Source organism: Pseudomonas abyssi, from assembly GCF_003444685.1.
GTDB lineage: Bacteria > Pseudomonadota > Gammaproteobacteria > Pseudomonadales > Pseudomonadaceae > Halopseudomonas > Halopseudomonas abyssi.
Map to the genome: position 1 here is coordinate 1629844 of NZ_LMAZ01000001.1, position 21871 is coordinate 1651714.

Annotated in this window: 18 protein-coding genes and 3 tRNA genes; 15 read left to right on the top strand and 6 right to left on the bottom strand. The window is 60.1% G+C overall.

Annotation, left to right across the window (positions count from 1 at the left end; all coding sequences use genetic code 11):
• Positions 1–120 precede the first annotated feature (120 nt).
• From ASB58_RS07565 to ASB58_RS07580, 4 genes are read left to right on the top strand one after another with little or no spacing between them, the layout of a single operon-like run.
• A complete protein-coding gene (locus tag ASB58_RS07565; RefSeq protein ID WP_456239129.1) occupies positions 121–1746 on the top strand; it encodes a methyl-accepting chemotaxis protein in 1626 nt (541 codons plus the stop codon).
• Positions 1747–1763: 17 nt separating this feature from the next.
• Complete coding sequence (locus tag ASB58_RS07570) at positions 1764–2609, top strand: CheR family methyltransferase (RefSeq protein ID WP_118129885.1); 846 nt, start codon at positions 1764–1766, stop codon at positions 2607–2609.
• Positions 2606–3217: a chemoreceptor glutamine deamidase CheD gene (cheD, locus tag ASB58_RS07575; RefSeq protein WP_118129886.1), complete on the top strand. Its 612-nt coding sequence runs from the start codon at positions 2606–2608 to the stop codon at positions 3215–3217. Before ASB58_RS07570 ends, cheD begins: the two co-directional genes overlap by 4 nt.
• A gap of 3 nt (positions 3218–3220) precedes the next feature.
• On the top strand, positions 3221–4276 hold the full coding sequence (locus ASB58_RS07580; protein ID WP_118129887.1) for a protein-glutamate methylesterase/protein-glutamine glutaminase: 1056 nt from the start codon (positions 3221–3223) through the stop codon (positions 4274–4276).
• A gap of 3 nt (positions 4277–4279) precedes the next feature.
• On the opposite strand, the gene ASB58_RS07585 is transcribed toward ASB58_RS07580, so the two are convergent.
• On the bottom strand, positions 4280–4957 hold the full coding sequence (locus ASB58_RS07585; protein WP_118129888.1) for a DUF4197 domain-containing protein: 678 nt from the start codon (positions 4955–4957) through the stop codon (positions 4280–4282).
• A gap of 132 nt (positions 4958–5089) precedes the next feature.
• Positions 5090–6556 (bottom strand): spinster family MFS transporter, encoded by a 1467-nt coding sequence (locus tag ASB58_RS07590; RefSeq protein WP_118130032.1) that lies wholly within the window; start codon positions 6554–6556, stop codon positions 5090–5092.
• Between the two features lie 627 nt (positions 6557–7183).
• Between ASB58_RS07590 and ASB58_RS07595 the strand changes: the two genes are divergently transcribed.
• The gene (locus ASB58_RS07595) at positions 7184–7450 is read left to right on the top strand and encodes a DUF4212 domain-containing protein (RefSeq protein WP_083727833.1); all 267 of its coding nucleotides are present in this window, start codon (positions 7184–7186) and stop codon (positions 7448–7450) included.
• A 16-nt stretch (positions 7451–7466) separates the two neighbouring features.
• Positions 7467–9233: a sodium:solute symporter family protein gene (locus ASB58_RS07600; protein WP_096005637.1), complete on the top strand. Its 1767-nt coding sequence runs from the start codon at positions 7467–7469 to the stop codon at positions 9231–9233.
• Positions 9234–9292: 59 nt separating this feature from the next.
• Here the strand turns inward: ASB58_RS07600 and ASB58_RS07605 are convergent, their stop codons facing one another.
• The 3 genes from ASB58_RS07605 to ASB58_RS07615 form a co-directional block, all read right to left on the bottom strand.
• A complete protein-coding gene (locus tag ASB58_RS07605) occupies positions 9293–10537 on the bottom strand; it encodes an OmpP1/FadL family transporter (RefSeq protein ID WP_118129889.1) in 1245 nt (414 codons plus the stop codon).
• A gap of 258 nt (positions 10538–10795) precedes the next feature.
• The gene (locus tag ASB58_RS07610; RefSeq protein ID WP_118129890.1) at positions 10796–11506 is read right to left on the bottom strand and encodes a 3'-5' exonuclease; all 711 of its coding nucleotides are present in this window, start codon (positions 11504–11506) and stop codon (positions 10796–10798) included.
• Entirely contained in the window at positions 11503–13437 is a 1935-nt protein-coding gene (locus ASB58_RS07615) for a putative nucleotidyltransferase substrate binding domain-containing protein (protein WP_118129891.1), read from the bottom strand. The genes ASB58_RS07610 and ASB58_RS07615 overlap by 4 nt, the downstream gene beginning before the upstream one ends.
• Positions 13438–13703: 266 nt before the next feature.
• Here ASB58_RS07615 and gacA point away from each other — a divergent pair, with 266 nt between their 5' ends.
• The 7 genes from gacA to ASB58_RS20025 all read left to right on the top strand — a co-directional run bounded on the left by gacA (position 13704) and on the right by ASB58_RS20025 (position 17652).
• Positions 13704–14348, top strand: coding sequence for a response regulator transcription factor GacA (gene gacA, locus ASB58_RS07620; RefSeq protein ID WP_065335747.1), 645 nt, complete (start codon positions 13704–13706; stop codon positions 14346–14348).
• A 14-nt stretch (positions 14349–14362) separates the two neighbouring features.
• Entirely contained in the window at positions 14363–16177 is a 1815-nt protein-coding gene (gene uvrC, locus ASB58_RS07625) for an excinuclease ABC subunit UvrC (RefSeq protein WP_174704266.1), read from the top strand.
• Positions 16178–16207: 30 nt separating this feature from the next.
• On the top strand, positions 16208–16777 hold the full coding sequence (pgsA, locus tag ASB58_RS07630; protein ID WP_096005723.1) for a CDP-diacylglycerol--glycerol-3-phosphate 3-phosphatidyltransferase: 570 nt from the start codon (positions 16208–16210) through the stop codon (positions 16775–16777).
• A gap of 164 nt (positions 16778–16941) precedes the next feature.
• A tRNA-Gly gene (locus ASB58_RS07635) sits at positions 16942–17017 on the top strand.
• 49 nt (positions 17018–17066) lie between these two features.
• Positions 17067–17140 (top strand) — tRNA-Cys (locus tag ASB58_RS07640).
• 11 nt (positions 17141–17151) lie between these two features.
• Positions 17152–17238, top strand: a tRNA-Leu gene (locus ASB58_RS07645).
• A gap of 237 nt (positions 17239–17475) precedes the next feature.
• Positions 17476–17652: a hypothetical protein gene (locus tag ASB58_RS20025; protein ID WP_165771315.1), complete on the top strand. Its 177-nt coding sequence runs from the start codon at positions 17476–17478 to the stop codon at positions 17650–17652.
• A 3-nt stretch (positions 17653–17655) separates the two neighbouring features.
• On the opposite strand, the gene ASB58_RS07650 is transcribed toward ASB58_RS20025, so the two are convergent.
• Positions 17656–18798, bottom strand: coding sequence for a sensor domain-containing diguanylate cyclase (locus ASB58_RS07650; protein ID WP_181977882.1), 1143 nt, complete (start codon positions 18796–18798; stop codon positions 17656–17658).
• 255 nt (positions 18799–19053) lie between these two features.
• Here ASB58_RS07650 and ASB58_RS07655 point away from each other — a divergent pair, with 255 nt between their 5' ends.
• Together ASB58_RS07655 and gorA are read left to right on the top strand one after the other, a co-directional pair.
• Complete coding sequence (locus ASB58_RS07655) at positions 19054–20421, top strand: UDP-glucose dehydrogenase family protein (protein ID WP_118129893.1); 1368 nt, start codon at positions 19054–19056, stop codon at positions 20419–20421.
• A 60-nt stretch (positions 20422–20481) separates the two neighbouring features.
• Positions 20482–21846: a glutathione-disulfide reductase gene (gorA, locus tag ASB58_RS07660; RefSeq protein ID WP_118129894.1), complete on the top strand. Its 1365-nt coding sequence runs from the start codon at positions 20482–20484 to the stop codon at positions 21844–21846.
• The last annotated feature ends 25 nt before the right edge of the window (positions 21847–21871 follow it).

Consider the following 21871-nt stretch of genomic DNA (forward strand, 5'->3'; position numbering starts at 1 on the left):
CAGATGAACATGCTCAGTGGGCTGAAAGGCACGCACCGGGCGCAAATCACCCTGGGGTTGAATACTTTCGGCCTGATTGCCAACCCCATCTTCAGTGAAAGCGGCGAACGCCTGGGCACAGTGGTCGAGTGGAAGGACCGTACCAAGGAGCTTGAAGCCGAGAATCTGGCGATCTTCAACACGCGCATTCGCCAGGCGGTCGACAACTCCAGTAACAACATCATGATCGCCGACGAAAATCGCGACGTGGTCTACATGAACAAGGCGGTAGAGGGCATGCTGCGGCACTCCGAAGGGCAGATCAAACGCGACCTGCCCAACTTTGCCGTGGACAAGGTGCTGGGTGGCAGCATCGACCGCTTCCACAAGAACCCCGCGCATCAGATGAACATGCTGAGCAGTCTGCAGGGTACCCATCGCGCCCAGATCACGCTCGGCGACAGCACCTTTGGGCTGATCGCCAACCCGGTGTTCTCACCAGACGGCAGCCGCCTTGGAACCGTGGTGGAGTGGCTGGATCGTACTGACGAGCTGAAGGCATCGGATGCGGTCACCAGCCTGGTGGCCGCCGCGGCCGCCGGCAACTTTACCCAGCGCATTGCCACCGAAGGCAGGCAGGGCTTCTTCCTGGAGCTGGCGACCGGCTTGAATCAGTTAATGGAAACCTCCGACAAGGGCTTGAAGGATATCGCCCGCGTGCTCGGCGCCATTGCCGAAGGGGACCTGACCGCGAAGGTCAGTGCCGAATACCAAGGCACCTTCCTTGAGTTGAAGAACTTCTGCAATCGCACCACCGACAACCTCTCCAGCATGATCGGCGAAATACGCGGCGCCTCCAGCGCCATCATGACCGCCTCCAGTGAGATTGCTCAGGGCAATGCCGACCTGTCGAGCCGTACCGAGCAACAGGCCTCCAGCCTGGAGGAAACCGCCTCCAGCATTGAGGAGCTGACCTCCACCGTGCGCACCAACACCGACAATGCCAAGCAGGCCAATGTGCTGGCCGAGCAGGCAACCGACATCGCCACAGAGGGCGGCGACCTGATTCGCAAGGTCGTTACCAACATGGAGTCGATCAACGAGTCGGCACGCAAGATCAGCGACATTATCGGGGTCATTGACGGCATCGCGTTCCAGACCAACATTCTTGCGCTGAACGCCGCCGTAGAAGCCGCCAGGGCAGGGGAGCAGGGCAGAGGCTTTGCGGTCGTTGCAACCGAGGTGCGCACGCTGGCTCAGCGGTCAGCGGAGGCCGCGAAGGATATCAAGCAACTGATTTCCGACTCGGTTTCCAAGATCGAAGGCGGCAACACCCTGGTCAACAAGTCCGGGGAAACCATGACCGAGATCGTGACCGCCATCAAACGGGTCAACGACATCATGGCCGAGATCGCCGCGGCCTCGGTCGAGCAGGCCAGTGGCATCGAAGAGGTCAACACGGCAGTCGGTCAGATGGACGAAATGACCCAGCAGAACGCCGCGCTGGTCGAGCAAGCAGCGGCGGCGGCAGAAAGCCTGCGCTCGCAGACAGAGGGCCTGCAGCGTCAGGTCAGTGCCTTCAAACTGGATGAAACCGATCTTGAGCCGCTCGCGGCCAGCCCCGCTGCCAGACCGAAAGCCGCCGTGCCAGCCAAGCCCCTGCGCGCCGTTGAGGGCAGGCCGGCGACCAAGCCTGTTAAGCCAAAGACCACTCGCAAAGTGGATGCACCGGACCACGATGACGACGGCGACTGGGAATCCTTCTGAGGGGAACGCGCGCCGCGATGACCAGGACAGAGATCCCTGAACGCGAGTTTTCCTACGCCTGGGAAGACTTTGAGTCAGTACGCAAACTGCTGTACTCCAGTACCGGCATCAGTATGGCTGATAGCAAGTTCCAGTTGGTCTACAGCCGGCTGGCACGCAGGCTTCGCGCGCTGCGGTTGCACTCGGTCAACGATTACCTCAACTACCTGAAAAACCATAGCGAGGAGCAGGAGCACTTCGTTAACGCCCTGACGACCAACCTGACGGCGTTTTTTCGCGAGCCGCATCATTTCGACGCACTGGCACGCTTTCTCAAAGAGAAAGCTGGCAGAGGCCGGCGCTTCACATTGTGGTGCGCCGCGGCCAGTACCGGCGAGGAGCCTTACTCCATGGCGATGGTCGCGCTGGAGGCATTAGGTGACAGTCCGCCCGTATCCATCATCGCCACAGATATTGATAGCCAGGTGCTGCAGCAGGCGCGCCAGGGTGTGTATGCAGCCGAGCGTTGCAAGGGCCTTTCAAATGAGCGACTCAAGCAGTTCTGCTTGCGTGGCAGGGCCGGCACGCCGCAGCAGGGCATGGTAAAAATGCGACCGGCACTGCAGCGGTTGATCGAGTTTCGCACCCTGAACCTGCTATCTAGCCAATGGGCTCTGCAGCCACCGTTCGACATTATCTTCTGCCGCAACGTGATGATTTATTTCGACAAACCAACCCAGCGCAGGCTACTCGAACGCATGGTGCCTATGCTGGTGGATGACGGACTTTATATTGCAGGGCACTCGGAGAGTTTCACCAATGCGGGCAATCTGGTCCGTCTGGTGGATCGCACCGTTTATGTGCCCGTCAGGAAAGTCAAATGAGCAGCGCGACGGCGGAGGCGGCGTTGAATCAATACTATGATCGCTATTTCGACCGTCAGGCCACCAAGATATTGCCTGGCGAATACTACGCCACCAGCGAGTCCGAGGTGGTTGTAACCGTGCTGGGCTCGTGCGTATCAGCCTGTGTGCGAGACCGGATCAATGGCGTTGGTGGCATGAACCACTTTCTCTTACCGCTTGACGGCTCAGCGGAGCCGGGCAAACCCACTAAGTCCGCGCGCTACGGTGCATATGCCATGGAACTGCTGATCAATCAGGTGATCAAACTGGGTGGTAAGCGCGAGCGCCTTGAAGCCAAGGTATTTGGCGGCGCGGCAGTCTTGCGCGGCATGCTGCTCAATGACGTCGGCAAGCGGAACGCGACCTTTGTCACCGAGTATCTGGGCAATGAGCGCATCCCTATCGTTGCTGCCGATCTACTGCAGGACTTTCCGCGCAAGGTCTACTTCTTTCCCGCGACCGGACAGGCCTGGGTCAAGCGCATCAGGCACATCAAGAATGACACTATTTTCGAGCGCGAGCGCGCCTACCGGCTACGCGTCAAGGAGGATGTCGACAGCGGCAGCGTAGAGTTGTTTGAGGAGTAACAGATGAGCATATCGGTACTGGTCGTAGATGACTCTGCGTTGATTCGCCAGGTACTGGGCGAACTGATTCGCACCGCCCCGGGCTTTCGCCTGGTGGGCACGGCTAACGATGCCTACGCAGCGCGCGACATGGTCAACCAGTTCGCTCCGGACGTCATCACCCTGGATATCGAAATGCCACGCATGGACGGCCTGACCTTTCTGTCCAAGCTGATGAAGGCTCGTCCGACACCGGTGGTCATGGTCTCGACACTGACCGAGGAGGGCGCTGACGCCACCCTGCGCGCCTTGGAGCTGGGTGCTGTCGACTTTATCACCAAGCCCAAACTGGATATACGCAAGGGGCTGGAAGAGTACCGCGAGCTGTTGCTCGACAAACTGCGGGCCGCCGCGCAGGCCAGGGTCAAACGCAGCGCTCCCAAAGCAGCCGGCAGCCCCATTGTCACCGACCAGGTAAGCTATCAGGGCACCGAGCATGTGATTGCCATCGGCGCATCCACCGGAGGCACTGAAGCCATCAGAGTGGTACTTGAATCACTGCCGGTGGGGATGCCTGGTATCGTGATGACCCAACATATGCCACCGGGCTTCACCACCTCCTATGCAGCCAGGTTGGACCGGCTGTCTCGGCTGCGCGTGCAGGAGGTCAAGGGCGGAGAGCGGATACTGCCTGGTCACGCCTATCTGGCGCCGGGTGACAAGCACTTGCTGGTCGAGCGCTACGGTGCCGATCTGGTCTGCAAGCTATCCGATGCCGAGCCTGTGAACAGGCACAAGCCAGCGGTCGATGTCATGTTTGATTCGGTGGCGCACACTTGCGGTGCCAGCGCGACGGGTGTACTGCTGACGGGTATGGGCAAGGATGGCGGGCAGGGCATGCTGACCATGCAACAACACGGCGCCCTGACCATAGCCCAAGATGAAGCCAGCTGCGTGGTCTTTGGCATGCCCAAGGAAGCCATTCGGCTGGGCGGCGTCGCAGAGGTACTGCCACTGGATGAGGTGGCCGCGCGGCTGGTCTCGCACCTGAAACAGGTGGGACGCGGCAACCGGGTATAAGGCTCAAAGCGCGTCAAAAACCTTCTGCGCCAGGCTGCTCGCTGCGGCTGCCGGATCGCTGCGAATGGTCGCCTCTTGCTGGGCAATCATTTCAAACAGACCATCCAGCGCCTGCTCGGTGACGTAGCTTTCGACGCTGCTGGCGCTGGAGTCCACCACGCCGAAACCGGCGGCCTGCGTAGCAAGCGCGTTGTATTGCTGGGCAACCCCCACTTGGTCGGTGGCCTGTTTGACGGCGGGCAGAAACAGCGCGCGTATGTCGTCTCGGCTGCTGCTCTCAAGATAGCGCGTCGCCGCATCCTCACCGCCGGTCAGAATACCCTTGGCGTCGGACAGACTCATTGAGCTGATGGCGTTGATCAGGATCGTCTCAGCCTGCGGGACCGCGGCCTCGGCTGCCTGATTCATGCTGTTCTCCAGGGCGGTAATCTGACTGCCCATGCCCATCATTTTCAGCGTCCGTGCTGCGCTGCCCAATTTGCCGGGCAACTCGATGCGCACATCCGGGTTGTCGCTGAAGCCACCGGGCTGCCCCAGCTCGCGGACGGCGACCCTGGCCCCTTGGCTCAGGGCATCTTTCAGCCCCGTCGCGGTGTCCTGCTGAGTCAGGTCCGAGAGTGAAAGGGCGGCTACGTTAAACGACAGCAGAACAGTGCAGAGCATCAGGGCAGCGCGTTTCATGGAGAGCTCCAGGCTCGTGATGTGCTTTCCTAGACTCTAGACCATGCAGGGCAAGGCAGCCGAGCAGAATCACAGTGAGGGTGTGGCGTCAGATCAGACGACCCGTCTGATCTGACGTCGACTTCTCCCCACTTAAGCCGTAACCGGCTTATTCCCCTGCCTGTCCACCATGTCGTTGCCGAGGCGGCGCCAGGTCAACAGGAAGCACAGCGCGCTGGCGAGGTACAGGCAGGCCATGATCACCATGGAGGTCTGCAGGCTTTGCGCATAGACTTGCCCACACACCTCCTGCAGGTTCTCACTCAACTGACCGACCACCGCAGGATGACATTGGTTGCGCGTCAGTTCGCCCGCCGCGACCCCAAGCTCGGCAATGCCCGACTTGAAGAAAATGTCGGAGACGGCGCCAATAAACAGCGGGCCGAAGCCGTAGCCAAGCAGGTTGACCAGCAGCAGCATCACGGCCGTGGCCATGGCGCGCACCCGCATGCTGACCACACCCTGGCCAATGGTGTATTGCGCTGCCAGATAGCCGTACTTTACAAAGCCGCCGATAACCAGGCCGATGGCGGCGTAAAGCAAGTTGTTAGTGGTGAACGCGAAGATGTAGAACGGCACCGACAAGGCCAGGCCTGCCGCCGGTACCCAGGCGATCGCGCCCGGATGCTTCTGGTAAATGCGGGTCGCCAGCCAACCGGTAGCGAAGGTACCAATGGCCGCAGACAGCGCCACCGGCGTGTTGATCCAGATAGCCGCCTGACCGGCAGTAATTTCATAGGTGCGGACCAGAAACAGCGACTGGAACGAGGAGATACCGTAGCCACAAAATGCGGCAATGGTGGCACCCGCTGTCATCAGCCAGAACGCAGGCTTGCCCATCAGCTCCTGGATAGCCTCACTCAGATTGGCTCGTTCCTTTTTCTCGGTTTCCGGCGGATCGGTGTAGCCGCGCGGCGGCTCCTTGACCGTCAATTTGAAGACAAGGGCAACCAGCAAGCCCGGCAAACCGACGACGAAAAACGCGGTGCGCCAGTCGAACATGTCGGTTACCCAGCCGCCAACCAGGTTGGCGACCATGGTGCCGAGTGTCACGCCCATGGCGTAGAAGCCCAGTGCCTGGGAGCGTTCCCGCGGAATGAAGTAGTCCGCGATCAGCGAGTTGGCCGGCGGCGTACAGCCCGCCTCGCCAATACCGACACCGACCCGGCATATCAGCAGAATCCAGAACGCGCCTATGGTTAGCGAACCAATGGTCACTTCCGTCGCCAGGCCGCAGGCAGCGGTCATCAGCGACCACAGCGCCACACAGACGGTCATAATCCAGACACGATGGCCGACATCAGCAAAACGAGCTAGCGGAATACCCACGGCCGTGTAGAGCAGGGCGAAGCCAAAACCGGTCAGCAGCCCAAACTGTGTGTCGGTAATGCCGAGATCCGGCACCAGATCGGGGCCGACCACCGCGAGCAGCGCGCGGTCGACGAAATTCAGGATGTAGATGAGGGTTAACGCCAAAAGTACATAATTGCGGTAGGCCTTGGAGCCGTAGCCGGCCAAGTGGCCCTGGACTCCGCTTGCTGCGCCAATGCTGGCTTTCATGAACATCCCCCGTGCTGAGTACATTGTTATAAGTCGATGCGGGCTGTAGTGAGGCTTGGCTATGGTTCGCCCACTATCCCCGTCAGCATATCGACATCTTGAACAGGGTGTCGCCCCAATTGTTGAGCCTTGTTCGGCCTGCCAAACGACCAGCTTCTGTAACATTACAGCGCAGCAGCGGCACCGCGTGGCCTGCAAGCTACCTGGCTCGGTTTGCCGGCAGCCCCCAATCCATTGTGCAAATAGCAAGGTATCAGCAAAATGCTGCGCACAACTGCGGCTCCCGCAGTTCATTCAAGGGGGGAGGGAGTCAACGTCAAGGTAGCGTTGCTTGTGACTATGCCGTTGCGGTGTACACCTGCTGGCTAAACCATGGCCCTGGCGTTTTCTTCACGCCGCTATGGCCTGCTGCAAAGCGGTGTACGTCCTTAGTCTAATGAGCCGCCAGAGCAAGCCTGCCCTCGCGATAAAAAAGCATAAAAAACAAAATCTTACTTTTCTTTATTGATGTTATTTAAAGGCATTGAACGGCAGTACAAGCGCCGCGTTCTACCAAAGTCTTACTCTTCAGCCCCCATTCGCGGTGCTACCGTTACCAGCGTAATAACAACAACAATGGAGACGCTAATGTCCATGTCAAAAGAAGAGGCGGCGCGCGGCTACTGGCGTGAAAACCTCAAACTCATGATGATGCTGCTGGTCGTCTGGTTTGTGGTCTCATTCGGTGCCGGTGTGCTGTTTGTCGACCAACTCAATGCCATCACCTTCTTCGGATTCCCGTTGGGGTTCTGGTTCGCCCAGCAGGGCTCCATCTATGCCTTCGTGGTGCTCATCTTCGTGTACGTCTGGAAGATGAACCAGCTCGATCGCAAATACGACTTCCACGAAGAATAAGAACAGGAGTCCAGCGATGGATACCCAAACTCTGATCTATCTGTTCGTCGGGGCGACGTTTGCCCTGTACATCGGTATCGCCATCTGGTCACGAGCTGGTAGCACCAGCGAGTATTACGTGGCCAGCAAAGGCGTTCACCCGATCGCCAACGGCATGGCCACTGGTGCTGACTGGATGTCTGCCGCATCCTTCATCTCCATGGCCGGTATCATCTCCTTCACCGGCTATGATGGCTCTGTCTATCTGATGGGCTGGACCGGCGGCTACGTGCTGCTGGCAATGTGCCTGGCTCCGTACCTGCGCAAATTCGGCAAGTTCACTGTGCCGGAGTTTGTCGGTGAGCGTTACTACTCACAGACTGCCCGGGTGGTGGCGGTGATCTGCGTGATCTTCATTTCCTTTACCTACGTAGCGGGCCAGATGCGCGGTGTCGGCATCGTGTTCTCACGTTACCTGGAAGTGGACATCAACACCGGCGTCGTCATCGGCATGGCCATCGTGTTCTTCTACGCCGTACTCGGCGGCATGAAGGGCATCACCTACACCCAGGTGGCGCAGTACTGCGTGATGATCTTCGCCTACATGGTTCCGGCCATCTACATCTCCATCCTGATTACCGGCAACCCGATTCCGCAACTGGGCTTTGGTAGCGAGGTGATAGGCACAGGCCAGTCCGTGCTTGAACGACTGAACGGGTTGGGGGCGGAACTGGGCTTTGGCGCCTATACCGACGGGTCCAAGTCCACCATCGACGTGTTCTTCATCACCATGGCCCTGATGGTCGGCACCGCCGGTCTGCCGCACGTTATTGTTCGCTTCTTCACCACGCCTACTGTACGAGATGCACGTAAATCAGCAGGTTATGCGCTGCTGTTCATTGCGATTCTGTACACCACTGCGCCGGCGGTAGCCGCCTTTGCACGCACCAACCTGCTGACCTCGGTGCCCAACACCGCCTATCAGGAAGTACCTGCCTGGCTGACCACCTGGGAAAACGCGGGCCTGATCGCTTGGCAGGACAAGAACAATGACGGCGTCATCCAGTACGGCCCTGGTACTCCCTTTGTCGGTGCGCCCAAGTTCACTGATGAGCGTGGTGCCAATGGCGAGCGTCTGCTGAGCAATGAGCCGACCGCAGCCGCCACCGAGCTGTACGTTGACCGCGACATCATGGTTCTGGCAAACCCGGAAATTGCCCAACTGCCGGGCTGGGTAGTCGCCTTGATCGCCGCCGGTGGTCTGGCTGCCGCCTTGTCGACCGCAGCTGGCTTGCTACTGGTTATCTCGACATCGGTCTCCCATGACCTGCTGAAGAGCAACATGGCACCGAATATCACCGAGAAACAGGAGCTGCTGGCGGCGCGGGTGGCTGCGGGTGTCGCCATTGCCATTGCCGGTTTGTTCGGGATTTACCCACCCGCCTTCGTGGCACAGGTGGTCGCCTTTGCCTTTGGCTTGGCGGCGGCCTCGTTCTTCCCGGTCATCGTCATGGGGATCTTCTCCAAGAAGATGAACAAGGAAGGGGCGATCGCCGGGATGGTCGTTGGCCTGACCTTCACCTTCGGTTACATCGTCTACTACAAGTTCATCAACCCGGCAGCAACGGCTGATGACTGGTGGTTCGGTATCTCGCCGGAAGGTATTGGCACCCTGGGTATGATCTTCAACTTCATCGCCGCGATTCTGGTAGCTTCCGTTACCAAAGCGCCGCCGGAGAAGATCCAGCACCTGATCGAGGATATTCGTATCCCGCGTGGCGCCGGTGCAGCAGTAGATCACTAAGCACCTGCGCAAATAAAAACGCCCCGCATATGCGGGGCGTTTTTTATTGCAGCACCAGATCAGAAGCGCCAGGTTGCCTGGGTAGCCAGACCGTGGGCTGAATTGCGGAAGTCAGCCGAGTAGTCGGCATAACCGACCTCCCCTTCGGATTCGCGCAGGTAAGAGTAGGCAACGTCCAGTGTCAGATCCGGCGTAACATCCCAGCCTGCGCCCAGAGAGAACACCTTGCGGTCCGATACCGGGATACGCACGGTACGGTGGGTGTCATTGGTCGGCGACGGGTCAACGGTAAAGCCTGCACGCAGCACCCATTGCGGGTTCAGCCGATAGGCCGCACCAACCGCCCAGGAGATCACGTCATCCCACTGCATGTCCTCCTCAACCGTGCCAAAGCTCGGCTGATAGGGCGCCAACAGGCCGCTGTTCTCTACCTCGATACCATCCAGACGGCTCCAGCGCGTCCAGGTGCCACCGGCATACAGCGTCCAGCGGTCATCCATTTCCCAGGTCACCGAGGTATCGACGGATTCGGGCATGGTGATGTCCAGCGCAGCATCGTAGCTGCCGTCCAGCCCCGGGAAGGTACCGAAACCACTGAAGCGGGTGCGGCCCTCAAGGCCGAAGTCGATCGCCGAATGATAGGTCAGGCCCCAGCGCACCTGGTCAGTGACCTGCACCAGCACACCGGCATTGAAGCCATAGCCAGTATCATCACCCTTGATATTGACCTCAGCGTTGCTTCCCAGCGGCGCCAAAGGCTGGCTGGTCAGCTTGCCGCTGATGCGGTTGATGGTGGGGCCGAAACCAACCGACACGCGGTCGTTGATCTGGTAGCTCAGGGTAGGCTGCAGCGTAACAACCTGTACCTTGCTGTACAGGCCATGCGCACGACCCTGAAACGCGTCTTCATAATCGCTGATGACGCCGAAGGGCGCATAGATGCCGATACCAGCGTGCCAGCGGTCGTTGAGCGGGGTGACCAGATAGCCGAACGGCACCACCGCGTTGGGCACCATGTCACCGTCATTGCTGCCAGGGGCAACGCCTTGCGCGTTATCGATGTCGGTCTTGGCGAAGATGGTGGCAAAACCACCGCTAATTTCAGTTCTGTCCAGCCTGGACATACCGGCGGGGTTGCCAAACAAGGTGCTGGCGTCCTCAGCGGAGGATGAGCGTCCTGCAAATCCAGTCCCCATGCCGCTAGCGCTTTGCTCGTTGATGCTTAGGCCGTTGGCGTTGACGCCAGAAGCGGCGAGGGTGACGGCCAAGGCAACGGATGACTTCAGCCAGGCGTGTCTGTTCATGGAATGCTCCGGAGTGTCTGTCTTGGGAAAACGTCTCATGCAGTCGACAGTCGCTTCATGGAATAGGTTGCACTGAAGCTGTCAGGGAGGTCGGACTTGATCAGCGCCGCAGTTTGATACAAAAAGAGGCAATGACTCGACCATGATGAAACGAGAGCGCAAGCTAACAGCATCTACGCCGATCATCCAGTACAGTTTGGGGAAATAAACCAACAAAAATAGAGCAAAAGCTCTAATCTCCGGCGATTTTGAGCTCAACTACAGACTGCCGATCCTCGCCTGGCGCAGACGTCGCCAATGCCGCAGACGGCTGTTCAGCTCCGCCAAGGTCGCGATGCCCTGGGCGCGAGCCCGGCTGAGCAGAATCAGCAGGATCTCCGCCGTCGCCAAGGCATCGGCGGCTGCGTGATGGCGTTGGCTGTTGCGCAGCTGAAAATAATCTTGCCAGTCATCCAGCGTTTTCCTGCCAGTTACCTCCGGGTACAGCATCGGAGCCAACTCCGCCACGTCAAGGAAGACATGCCGTAAACGGGTGTTCAGCGTCTGCCGCAGCCCGCGCTGCAACATGCGCTGATCAAAGGCCGCATGGAAGGCAACAAACACGCCATTGTCGGCAAAGGCCATGAAGTCCAGTAGCGCATCAGCCGGTGCTACGCCGCGGGCAACCTCACTGGGCGCGATACCGTGGATCAGCACCGACTCGGTCACTCGGTGATTTTCCTGGAACAACGTGCACTCATACTGGCTGCCCAGATCAATGCTGCCGTTCTCAACCACCACCGCACCCACGGACAGGATCCGGTCGCGATTGACGTTGAGGCCGCTGGTTTCCAGGTCCACCACGACGAGACGACAGCGCTCCAGCAAGGTGTCATCCAGCGCCTGAGGCGTCGGTAAGCGCGCCAGGCGAGCCTGCTGCTCGCTGTCCAGCGCCTGACGCCGGGTGCCCAGCCAGCTCAACGGGTTCACAGGTTGTACCTCAGTGCCAGACTACCCTGCAGACGCTTGGCCTGGCGGAAGGACTCGCGCAGGATGCGCCGATCCAGCTGGTTCAGGCTATCCGGGTCCAGTCGATTGCTGAAGGGCCGCTGCTCACGCTCCTGCTGCTGATGCTGCTGCATGCGTACCAACTGGATGAACTGATAGCCCTCGATATAAGCGTCGGCATCCAACGGATCAAGCACACCGCGTTGACGCAACTGCTGCAAGCGCTCCAGCGTATTGCTCACGGCGATGCCATTGGCCAAGGCGAGCAGTCGCGCACCATCAACGAAGGGTCCCAGACCTTGTACCTTGATATCCAGCGTGTCCTTCTCGGCGCCACTGCGCGCAACCACAAAATCTCGCAGCCGGCCAATCGGCGGGCGATGCTGCAGCGCATTCTGCGCCATCTGCTGCTGAAACAGCGTATTGCTGCCGATCTTGCGCAGCACGCCCGAGAACACCTGGTCGGCTGCCCGCCGGTCGCCCCAGACCACCCGAAAATCAAAGTAGATCGCCGACTTGAGCAGGTTAGCGGGCGTCGTGCTGGCAATGATGCGATCAAAGCGCGCCTGCCATTCTCTTGCCGACAGGCACAGCTCCGGGTTGCTGGCCATGATATTGCCCTTGCACAGGGTAAAGCCACATTGCGCCAAAGCCTGGTTGATCTTGTCGGCCAGCGGCAGCAGCAGGGTGCGTCGCTCCTCGGCCTGCTCGGGGGAGGCGGCAGAGAACATCATGCCGTTGTCCTGGTCCGTGTGCAGCGTCTGCTCCTGGCGCCCTTCGCTACCAAAACACAGCCAACTGAAGGGCACGCCCGGATCACCGTGCTCGGCAATAGATAACTCGATCACGCGGCACACCGTATGATCATTGAACAGGGTAATGATACGAGTGATCTGCCCGGACGATGCACCGTGGGCCAGCATGCTGTCGACCAGTTGATGAATGTGGCTGCGCAGCGCAGCCAGGCGCTCCACGCTCTCGGCCTGCCGCAGGGTGCGTGCCAGGTGCACCAGGTTTACCCGCTGCAGGGAAAACAGATCTCGCTCCGACACCACGCCCGTCAGGCGACCATCATCGACCAGACAAATATGGGCGATGTGGCGCCGCGTCATGGCGATGGCCGCATCAAAGGCGCTGGCGCTGGAGGGCAGGGCGGCGGGGTCCGGCGTCATCACGCTGCTGAGCGGACGGGTCAGATCAACCTCGTCGCTGGCAATCAACGCCCGCAGGTCACGCAGGGTAAAGATACCCAGCGGCGCCAGGGCCTCATCGGTGATCACAATACTGCCGACACTGGCCTCATGCATCTGCCGCACGGCGCTGCGTATCGGGGTGTCCGGAAGGCAGTGCACGGGCGAGTGGCCAACCAGCTCGTCGAGCCTGGCATCCAGCGAGTAATGCGCACCGAGGGTCTCGCTGGCCTGCTTTTGCGCCTGCTGATTGACCTGGTCCAGCAGGCTGCTGACCCCGCGCAAGGCAAAATCACGAAACGGCAGGGACCGGCTGAACAGGGTGACAAAGGCGTCGCGCTCAATGGTCAGGCAGAAGCTGTCCTGCGCTGCACGATGCAGGGTGCGGGTAGCACGCTCGCCCAGCAGGGCAGCTAGCGGAAAGCACTCTCCGGTACCAATCTCGAACGTGGTATCCGGCCGGTCGGCATCGGCGACCACCCGCTCGCCGCGAATCAGCCCTTGCTTGACGATAAAAAAGCGCTGAACCGGGCCATCCTGCGGCTGCAGGATGGGCTCGCCCGCGGCAAAGAAGCGCAGCTGAGCCTGCTCAACCAGCCAGGCGAGGTGCGCGGGTTCCATCAGGTTGAAAGGCGGGTAGCTCTGCAGGAAGCCGATCAGCCCCTGAACGTTCTGCATCACGGCGGTTTTGCCCGCCTCGGCGAATTTGTCGTCTTTGTTCATGGCGCTACAGCTGTTGTTTTCCGGGGATTGTCTGCCGCAACCACATAACCCACTATTCGACCTATGTCGCCCCCGGTCGGCCAACGAGTTGGCGCGTCAGGCACAGACAAGTCATTTCATCTGGCAGGCCGTTTTGGTATTGTGACGCAAACGGCACGTTGGGCAATTGACCGGGCCGATTTGAGTATAGAAGAAAGGCAGCGTGCTGGGATGCCGCCTCCCGTTGGGGAGGAATAACAATGTTCGGTGTGTTCAAGGGGTAGTGCTTGATCAAAGTGCTGGTGGTTGATGACCATGACCTGGTTCGCATGGGCATCAGTCGTATGCTGGGCGATGTCCCTGGCCTGTCCGTGGTGGGCGAGGCCGATTGCGGTGAAAACGCCGTGACCCGGGCGCGCGAGCTCAAGCCTGACGTCGTCCTGATGGACGTGCGCATGCCCGGCATTGGCGGTCTGGAGGCCACCCGCAAACTGGTCCAGCATGATCGCAACCTCAAGGTCATCGCCGTCACGGTCTGTGATGAAGAGCCGTTCCCCACCCGCCTGATGCAAGCCGGCGCTGCGGGTTACGTCACCAAGGGCGCGGCTCTTGATGAAATGGTGTCGGCCATTCGCCAGGTTCACGCCGGACAACGCTACATCAGCCCCAACGTCGCCCAACAGCTGGCACTGAAACGCTTCAACCCAGGCGGTGACTCGCCGTTCGACTGCCTTTCCGAGCGCGAAATCCAGATCGCTTTGATGATCGTCGGTTGCGAAAAAGTGCAGAGCATCTCCGACAAGTTGTGTCTCAGCCCGAAAACCGTCAACACCTATCGCTACCGCATTTTCGAGAAACTGGGCATCACCAGTGATGTCGAGCTGACCTTGCTGGCGGTACGGCACGGCATGGTCGACGCCAGCCAGCAGTGAGTCAGTCAACGCCCCTGGACAGCAAAGCCTTTCTCGCCTCGGCCAGCAGCAAGCCCGGGGTCTATCGCATGTTCGATGCCGACGGTGCCCTGCTGTACGTCGGCAAGGCAAGCAACCTTAAAAAGCGCCTGTCCAGCTACTTCCGCAAAACCGGCCTGAGCCCCAAGACCGAGGCGCTGGTCAGCCGCATCCAGCAGATTGACACCACCATCACCGCCAACGAGACCGAGGCGCTGCTGCTGGAACAAAGTCTGATCAAGGCCAACCGGCCGCCGTATAACATCCTGCTGCGCGACGACAAATCGTACCCCTACGTTTTTCTGTCCAGTAATGACGACTTTCCGCGCCTGGGTTTACACCGCGGAACCAAGCGCGCCAAGGGGCGCTACTTCGGCCCCTATCCAAGTGCTGGCGCGATTCGCGAAAGCCTCAGCCTGCTGCAAAAGACCTTTCTGGTGCGCCAGTGTGAAGACAGCTATTACCGTAACCGCACCCGGCCTTGCCTGCAGTACCAGATCAAGCGCTGCAAGGCTCCCTGTGTCGGCCTGGTAGACGCCGACGAGTATGCGGAAGACGTGCGCCATTCAGTCATGTTTCTGGAAGGGCGCAGCAACGCCCTGAACACGGAGCTGACCAGCGCCATGGAACAGGCGTCCATGAACCTGGACTTTGAACGGGCCGCCGAGTTACGCGACCAGATTGCCCTGCTGCGGCGGGTGCAGGACCAGCAAAGCATGGACACCGAGCAGGGCAACGTGGATATCATCGCCGCGGCGGTGGCGCCCGGCGGCGCCTGTGTGCATGTCGTCATGGTCCGCAATGGCAGGGTGCTAGGCAGCAAAAACCACTTTCCCCGAGTGCCCATTGAGCAACAGCCCGGCGAGGTGCTGGCAGCCTTCCTGCCGCAATACTATCTGGGTACCGCCGAACGCGAGCTGCCCCCCGAGCTGATCGTCAATGCCGAGCACCCCGATTTCGCCGTCATCGCCGAAGCCCTTGCTCAAGCGCGCGGGTACAACCTCAGCATTACCAGCCGAGTGCGCGGCAACCGCAAACGCTGGCTTGACCTGGCTGCGGGTAACGCCGAGCAGTCTCTGACCAGCCTGTTGAGCAATCGTCAACATGTCCATCAGCGCTTCGAGGCGTTGCAGCAGGCATTGCAGCTGGACGAGCTGCCCACTCGCCTGGAGTGCTACGACATCAGTCACTCCAGTGGTGAAGCGACCGTCGCCTCCTGCGTGGTGTTTGGGCCGGAAGGGCCGCTGAAAAGCGACTATCGCCGCTTCAACATCGAGGGCGTTACGGCCGGCGACGATTACGCCGCCATGCGTCAGGCACTGCACCGCCGCTTCAGCCGTCTGAAGGAGGGGGAGGGCAAGATGCCCGATGTACTCTTGGTTGACGGCGGCAAAGGCCAGATGAACATGGCGATCGAGGTTCTGCAGGAGCTGGCCATTCATGACCTGACGCTGCTAGGCGTAGCCAAGGGCGTCACCCGCAAGGCTGGCATGGAAACCCTGTACCTCAACGACCCGCACAATGAGCTGGTGCTGCCCGGCCATTCGCCTGCCTTGCATTTGATCCAGCATATACGTGATGAAGCGCACCGCTTTGCCATCACCGGACATCGCCAACGGCGCGGCAAGGCACGCACCAGTTCCAGCCTCGAGGGCATTGCCGGTGTTGGACCCAAGCGCCGCCGTGAACTGCTGCGCCATTTTGGTGGCCTGCAGGAGCTGAAGCGGGCCAGCGCCGCAGAAATCGCCAAAGCACCGGGTATCAGTAAAAAACTTGCAGAACAGATTTATGCCGCCCTGCATAGCGATTAGAATGCTCTGTTGCTAACAATGGCCGAGACCATGAACATCCCAAATATCCTGACCCTCATCCGGGTTGCCCTGATTCCGATTTTCATCCTGCTGTTCTACATGCCGTTCCACTGGAGCTACATGGCGGCTGCGGTGGTGTTCACGCTGGCAAGCGTGACCGACTGGCTCGACGGGTACCTGGCCCGCAAGCTGCAGCAGAGCACACCTTTTGGCGCCTTTCTCGACCCGGTAGCCGACAAGCTGATGGTGGTGATTGCGCTGGTGCTGCTGGTACAGCATCACGCCAACTTCTGGATCACCGCGCCAGCCGCCATCATCATCGGTCGCGAAATCGTCATCTCCGCACTGCGCGAGTGGATGGCCGAGATGGGCGCACGAGCCCAGGTCGCCGTATCGCAGCTCGGCAAATACAAAACCGCGCTGCAGATGGTGGCACTGGTGGTCCTGCTCGCCAACCCGCCTGAGTTCACGTTGTGGGTGATGCTGGGCTATGTACTGTTGGCCTTGTCTGCCGTGCTGACGCTCTGGTCCATGGTGGTCTACCTGATTGCCGCCTGGCCGCACCTGCGTCCCGACAGTGATCAAAATTCCGCCAAATAAGTTTTTTTGAATCAATGACTTGACAGGTCGGCGCAGAAGGATAGAATGAGCGCCGTCCGATGCGATGACCGCTCAATACGGCGCATTCAAGTGTCGCTCGGCTCAAGCAAGAAAAGCTCTATTAAGTAGAGCTCGACCTTAGGGTCAGGTAATACTAGTTTTACGCGGGAATAGCTCAGTTGGTAGAGCACGACCTTGCCAAGGTCGGGGTCGCGAGTTCGAGTCTCGTTTCCCGCTCCAGTTTTATATTCTGTTGACGTCATCCACAACAGAGTAGTCCCCCTTTAGAGGCCGGGTGGCAGAGTGGTCATGCAGCGGATTGCAAATCCGTGTACGCCGGTTCGATTCCGACCTCGGCCTCCATCTTTACTTTCGCCCGGATGGCGAAATTGGTAGACGCAAGGGACTTAAAATCCCTCGATGGCAACATCGTGCCGGTTCGACCCCGGCTCCGGGCACCATCTACCACGCGTCTCGCAGCCATCCAGCAGCAAATACCCTTGGTCCGCGAATCAATACCGGCCCGCCATTCCTGGCTTGTCGCCCATGCAGCCTCACAGCTGTACCACCACGCCAGAACCACGATCCGTTGTCGTACCCTTCGCTCGCCATGCGCCAACGCTGTTGGTGATTCAAATCAGCACATTGGTCGCCCAAATCGCCTATTCTAGACACAACAAGACGAGCGGGGGTGCTGCATGCAAGGTGAGGTTTTCTGGATAACCATTGGCTTCTTTACCGTCAGCCTGCTGTTGATCTGCATTGGCTGGGGCAAGGTAGAAGGGCGGGTTGGAGTGGCACTTATCTGGTTGGGGGCTCTCATCATGCTGGGTCTGATTTTTGTGCACATCTGGCTAGGCGTGGCAATCGAGTAGCCGTCACGGCGGCTCCGGCAAAGCATGCAGCTCCACTCGGTTGCGCCCCAGATGCTTAGCGCGGTAGAGCGCCAGGTCAGCACTGCGTAGCAGGGCATCGATATCACTGCCGTGACGCGGGAAGCTCGCAACCCCCAGTGAAATAGTCGCAGTCAGCTCGGCGCCGTGCCAATCGAGACGGAGATTGGCAAACACCGCGCGGTAGTGCTCCGCTCGCCGTTTCGCGGTATCGGCATCAGTGTTGGGCAACGCGACCAGAAACTCCTCTCCGCCATAACGACAGACGATATCGCTGGCGCGTGAATGCAATGAGAGCACGTCCGCCAGCGCCGTCAATACCAGGTCACCCGCCTGATGACCGTACTCGTCGTTGACCGTCTTGAAGTGATCAATGTCGATCAGAATCAGCGCCAGTGCCTGCTGGTGGCGAGAGCACTGCACCAGCTCGCGCTCAATACTGACATCGAAATAGCGGCGGTTGTACGCGCCGGTCAGCGGGTCGCGATCAGCCTGCGCGCGCAGCTGTTGTTGCAACAGATTGATTTCGGCCAGTTGCTGGTGCAACGCGTGATTGGCCTCCTGCAAGGCCGCCTCACTGGCGCGCAGCTGTTCGCGCGCCTCGCGAATGCGGTTGTTGCGCGAGAAGGCTACGTTACCCACCATCATGAGATACAGCGTCAGGCCGACGATGCACAGCAGGTTGGCGAGCCAATGGTTCAGCGTCGTCAGGTAGGGAGGCTGGACCAGCCAGGCGAGGGCGATGCCCAGCATCAGCGCCGTTGCGGCCTGAACCATGCCGAGCGGGCCGCGAAACACCATCAGGTTGATAGTGATGCCAATCACCATGGTGTAGCTGATCCACAGCGGAAAGCCCAGCAGGCTAATCCAGACGCCAAAGAGCAGGGCATCAAGCAGTAGGCTGTTCAATTCGGTACGCAGAGGGCTGGGTGCGCGCCTGGCGCGCCAGTAGATCAGATGGGGATACAGCAGAAACTGCAGAGTCAGCAAGGACCAGAGCAGCCAGCCCGGCTGGGTAGCGCTCAGGTGAACAGCAATGGCCGAGAACAGCAGGGCGAAGGAGCCGGTGCGGTTCTTGTGGTTGAGCTGCACAATCCAGTGCGAGTTTTCCGGCGTCGTGCCTGTCATGATCGGCTGCAGTGAAATGACCTGCAGCCGATTGTAGCGAGCAACGGTAGACCCGCATAGAGGGCTCTGAACCCTCTGCGCCACAGATCGCTGCTGTCGCGGGTGATCTCCACGTCCTGCTGGGTGTAGCTGACGTCCACGACATCCGCGCATCGGCAAAATCGCTCTCAGCCGTCATCAAGGCTTCACGTGCAATTAACGTCCCTGTCACGGTGCCGTGGCGCAATCGTTACAGCGCAACGCAGGAGCACAATCATGCAGATGACGGTCATCGGCTGTGGCTACGTAGGACTGGTAACGGCAACCTGTTTTGCCGAGATGGGGAACCGAGTGTGCTGTGTCGACAGCAACGCCAAGCGCGTTGATGCGCTGCAACATGGAGTGGCACCGATCTTCGAGCCTGGCATCGAGCCGATGATCCAGACCAACCAGCGGGCAGGGCGCCTGACCTTCAGCACCGAGCTGGACACTGCCTGCGCCCGCTCAGAAGTCATCTTTATAGCGGTAGGCACGCCGCCTGCTGCCGACGGCGCCGCCGACATCTCTCAGGTGCTGGCCGTCGCCGCCCGGTTGGCTGCCTGCCTGGAGCAACCGACTGTCGTGGTCTGCAAGTCAACCTCTCCGGTGGGCACCGCCTGCCGGGTGCAGAGCATTCTGGACCAGCACTGCCAGCGCCGCGGCCTCAGCTGGCGCCATACGGTGGTGAGCAACCCGGAATTTCTTAAGGAAGGCGCCGCAATCGACGATTTCATGCGGCCCGACCGCATCGTGCTGGGCTGCGAAGACCCGCACGCCGAGGCCGTGATGCGGTCGCTCTACGAGCCGTTCGTGCGCAACCATGACCGCATACTGAGCATGTCACGCCGTGCGGCGGAAATGACCAAGTATGCGGCCAACACCTTTCTTGCCGCCCGCATTTCCTATATCAACGAAATCGCCAGCCTGTGCGAACAGCTCGGCGTGGATGTCGAGCAGGTGCGTAAGGGGATCGGTTCAGATCAGCGCATCGGCCACCACTTCATCTATGCCGGATGCGGCTATGGCGGCTCATGCTTCCCCAAGGACATTCGCGCGCTGCTGCACATGGCTGACGAGCAGGGCATGCAACTGCCGATTCTCGAAGCGGTTGAGCAGCGCAATCAGCTGCAGAAAACCTGGCCGCTACGCATGCTGCAGCGGGAGCTAGGCAGCCTTTACGGTCGCACACTGGCGATTTGGGGACTCGCGTTCAAGCCGGGTACAGACGATATCCGTGACGCACCAAGCCTGGTCCTGCTGGACGCCTTGCTAGCTGGCGGCGCCCAAGTGCGGGCCTTCGATCCGGCTGCTAGCGACAACATCGCACAGCGGTATCCGGAGGCGGTGAAGAAAGGCCAACTCCAGCTATTCCAGGACCCTTATGCCGTGCTGAACAATGCCGATGCACTGGTTCTGCTGACCGAATGGAAGCAATTTCGACAGCCTGACTTTCACCTCGTTGCCCAGCGCCTGCGAACCCCGCTGCTGATCGACGGCCGCAACCAGTATGACCCGCAAGCCATGGCCGACCTGGGGCTGCGCCACGTTGGGGTGGGTCGTCAGGTTGCGCCACCGGCGTCACCGGTGTTGCGCGAGGTGGTCTGATACCAACCGCTTTGCGGTATGCTGGGGCCCTTTCATTCAGCGTAGGCAGGAAGCAAGCCCATGTCCCAGTATGATTTCGACCTCTTTGTCATCGGCGCAGGCTCTGGTGGTGTGCGAGCCAGCCGCATGGCGGCCGGCTTTGGTGCCCGTGTCGCCGTCGCAGAAGACCGCTACCTGGGTGGCACCTGCGTCAACGTGGGCTGCGTACCCAAAAAGCTGTTCGCCTATGCGGCCCACTTCGCGGAGGACCTGGAGGACGCTGCGGGCTATGGCTGGAATCTGACAGCGGACAGCTTTGACTGGCCGCGTCTGGTGGCCAACAAAAACGCCGAGATCATCCGACTGAATGGCATCTACCGCAATTTGCTGACCTCCGCCGGCGTGCAGTTGCTGGAAGGGCGGGCGCGCCTGCTGGATTCGCACCACGTTGAGGTCAACGGCCAGCGCTACAGTGCCGAACGTATCCTGATCGCCACCGGCGGCTGGCCCTTCATCCCTGATTTTCCCGGTCGCGAGCATGTCATCAGTTCCAATGAAGTCTTCTTCCTGGAGCAACTGCCCAAGCGTGTGCTGGTCGTCGGGGGCGGGTACATCGCCATCGAGTTTGCCGGCATCTTCCACGGCCTGGGCTGCGACACAACCCAGCTCTACCGGGGCGAGCTGTTCTTGCGCGGGTTTGATCAAGGCGTGCGCGAACACATGACGCACGTGCTCAAGGAAAAGGGCCTGGACCTGCGCTTCAACAGCGATGTAGCACGCATTGAGCGCAACAGTGACGGGAGCCTGGAGGTGCAGCTCGACAACGGCGAATATCTGCAGACCGACCTGGTGTTGTACGCCACTGGCCGACGCCCGCATGTGGATGGCCTTGGACTGGAAAACACCGATGTCGAGCTGGATGCCAAGGGCAATATCCAGGTCAACGCCCACTACCAGACTACCGACCCGTCCATCTTTGCCATCGGCGACGTCACCGACACGGTCGAGCTGACACCGGTGGCGCTGGCCGAAGGCATGGCACTAGCGCGCTGGTTATACAAACCTGACGAATACCGTGCAGTCGACTACGACGATATTCCTACCGCGGTATTCTGCATTCCCAACATCGCCACGCTCGGGCTCAGTGAGGAGGCTGCGCGCGCGAAGGGACACAAGCTGAAAATCTACGAAAGCCGCTTCCGCGCCATGCGCAACACTCTCGCCGGCCGCGCGGAGCAGAGCTTCATGAAGCTCATTGTTGACCAGCAGAGCGACAAGGTACTGGGTGTCCATATGGTGGGGCCGGAAGCCGGCGAGATCGTCCAGGGGCTGGCCGTGGCCGTCAAGGCTGGGGCAACCAAGGCGGTCTTTGACGCCACCCTCGGGATCCATCCCACGGCTGCCGAGGAGTTTGTTACCATGCGCACGCCAAGCCGCGAGGACTGATCGCGGCGCCTGTCTGGAGCGTCCC

Excerpts from the sequence above, each read along its gene's own strand:
- ASB58_RS07570 (WP_118129885.1), top strand. The coding sequence starts at position 1,764 with ATGACCAGGACAGAGATCCCTGAACGCGAGTTTTCCTACGCCTGGGAA.
- cheD (WP_118129886.1), top strand. The coding sequence starts at position 2,606 with ATGAGCAGCGCGACGGCGGAGGCGGCGTTGAATCAATACTATGATCGC.
- ASB58_RS07580 (WP_118129887.1), top strand. The coding sequence starts at position 3,221 with ATGAGCATATCGGTACTGGTCGTAGATGACTCTGCGTTGATTCGCCAG.
- ASB58_RS07585 (WP_118129888.1), bottom strand. The coding sequence starts at position 4,957 with ATGAAACGCGCTGCCCTGATGCTCTGCACTGTTCTGCTGTCGTTTAAC.
- ASB58_RS07590 (WP_118130032.1), bottom strand. The coding sequence starts at position 6,556 with ATGAAAGCCAGCATTGGCGCAGCAAGCGGAGTCCAGGGCCACTTGGCC.
- ASB58_RS07595 (WP_083727833.1), top strand. The coding sequence starts at position 7,184 with ATGTCCATGTCAAAAGAAGAGGCGGCGCGCGGCTACTGGCGTGAAAAC.
- ASB58_RS07600 (WP_096005637.1), top strand. The coding sequence starts at position 7,467 with ATGGATACCCAAACTCTGATCTATCTGTTCGTCGGGGCGACGTTTGCC.
- ASB58_RS07605 (WP_118129889.1), bottom strand. The coding sequence starts at position 10,537 with ATGAACAGACACGCCTGGCTGAAGTCATCCGTTGCCTTGGCCGTCACC.
- ASB58_RS07615 (WP_118129891.1), bottom strand. The coding sequence starts at position 13,437 with ATGAACAAAGACGACAAATTCGCCGAGGCGGGCAAAACCGCCGTGATG.
- pgsA (WP_096005723.1), top strand. The coding sequence starts at position 16,208 with ATGAACATCCCAAATATCCTGACCCTCATCCGGGTTGCCCTGATTCCG.
- ASB58_RS20025 (WP_165771315.1), top strand. The coding sequence starts at position 17,476 with ATGCAAGGTGAGGTTTTCTGGATAACCATTGGCTTCTTTACCGTCAGC.
- ASB58_RS07650 (WP_181977882.1), bottom strand. The coding sequence starts at position 18,798 with ATGACAGGCACGACGCCGGAAAACTCGCACTGGATTGTGCAGCTCAAC.
- ASB58_RS07655 (WP_118129893.1), top strand. The coding sequence starts at position 19,054 with ATGCAGATGACGGTCATCGGCTGTGGCTACGTAGGACTGGTAACGGCA.
- gorA (WP_118129894.1), top strand. The coding sequence starts at position 20,482 with ATGTCCCAGTATGATTTCGACCTCTTTGTCATCGGCGCAGGCTCTGGT.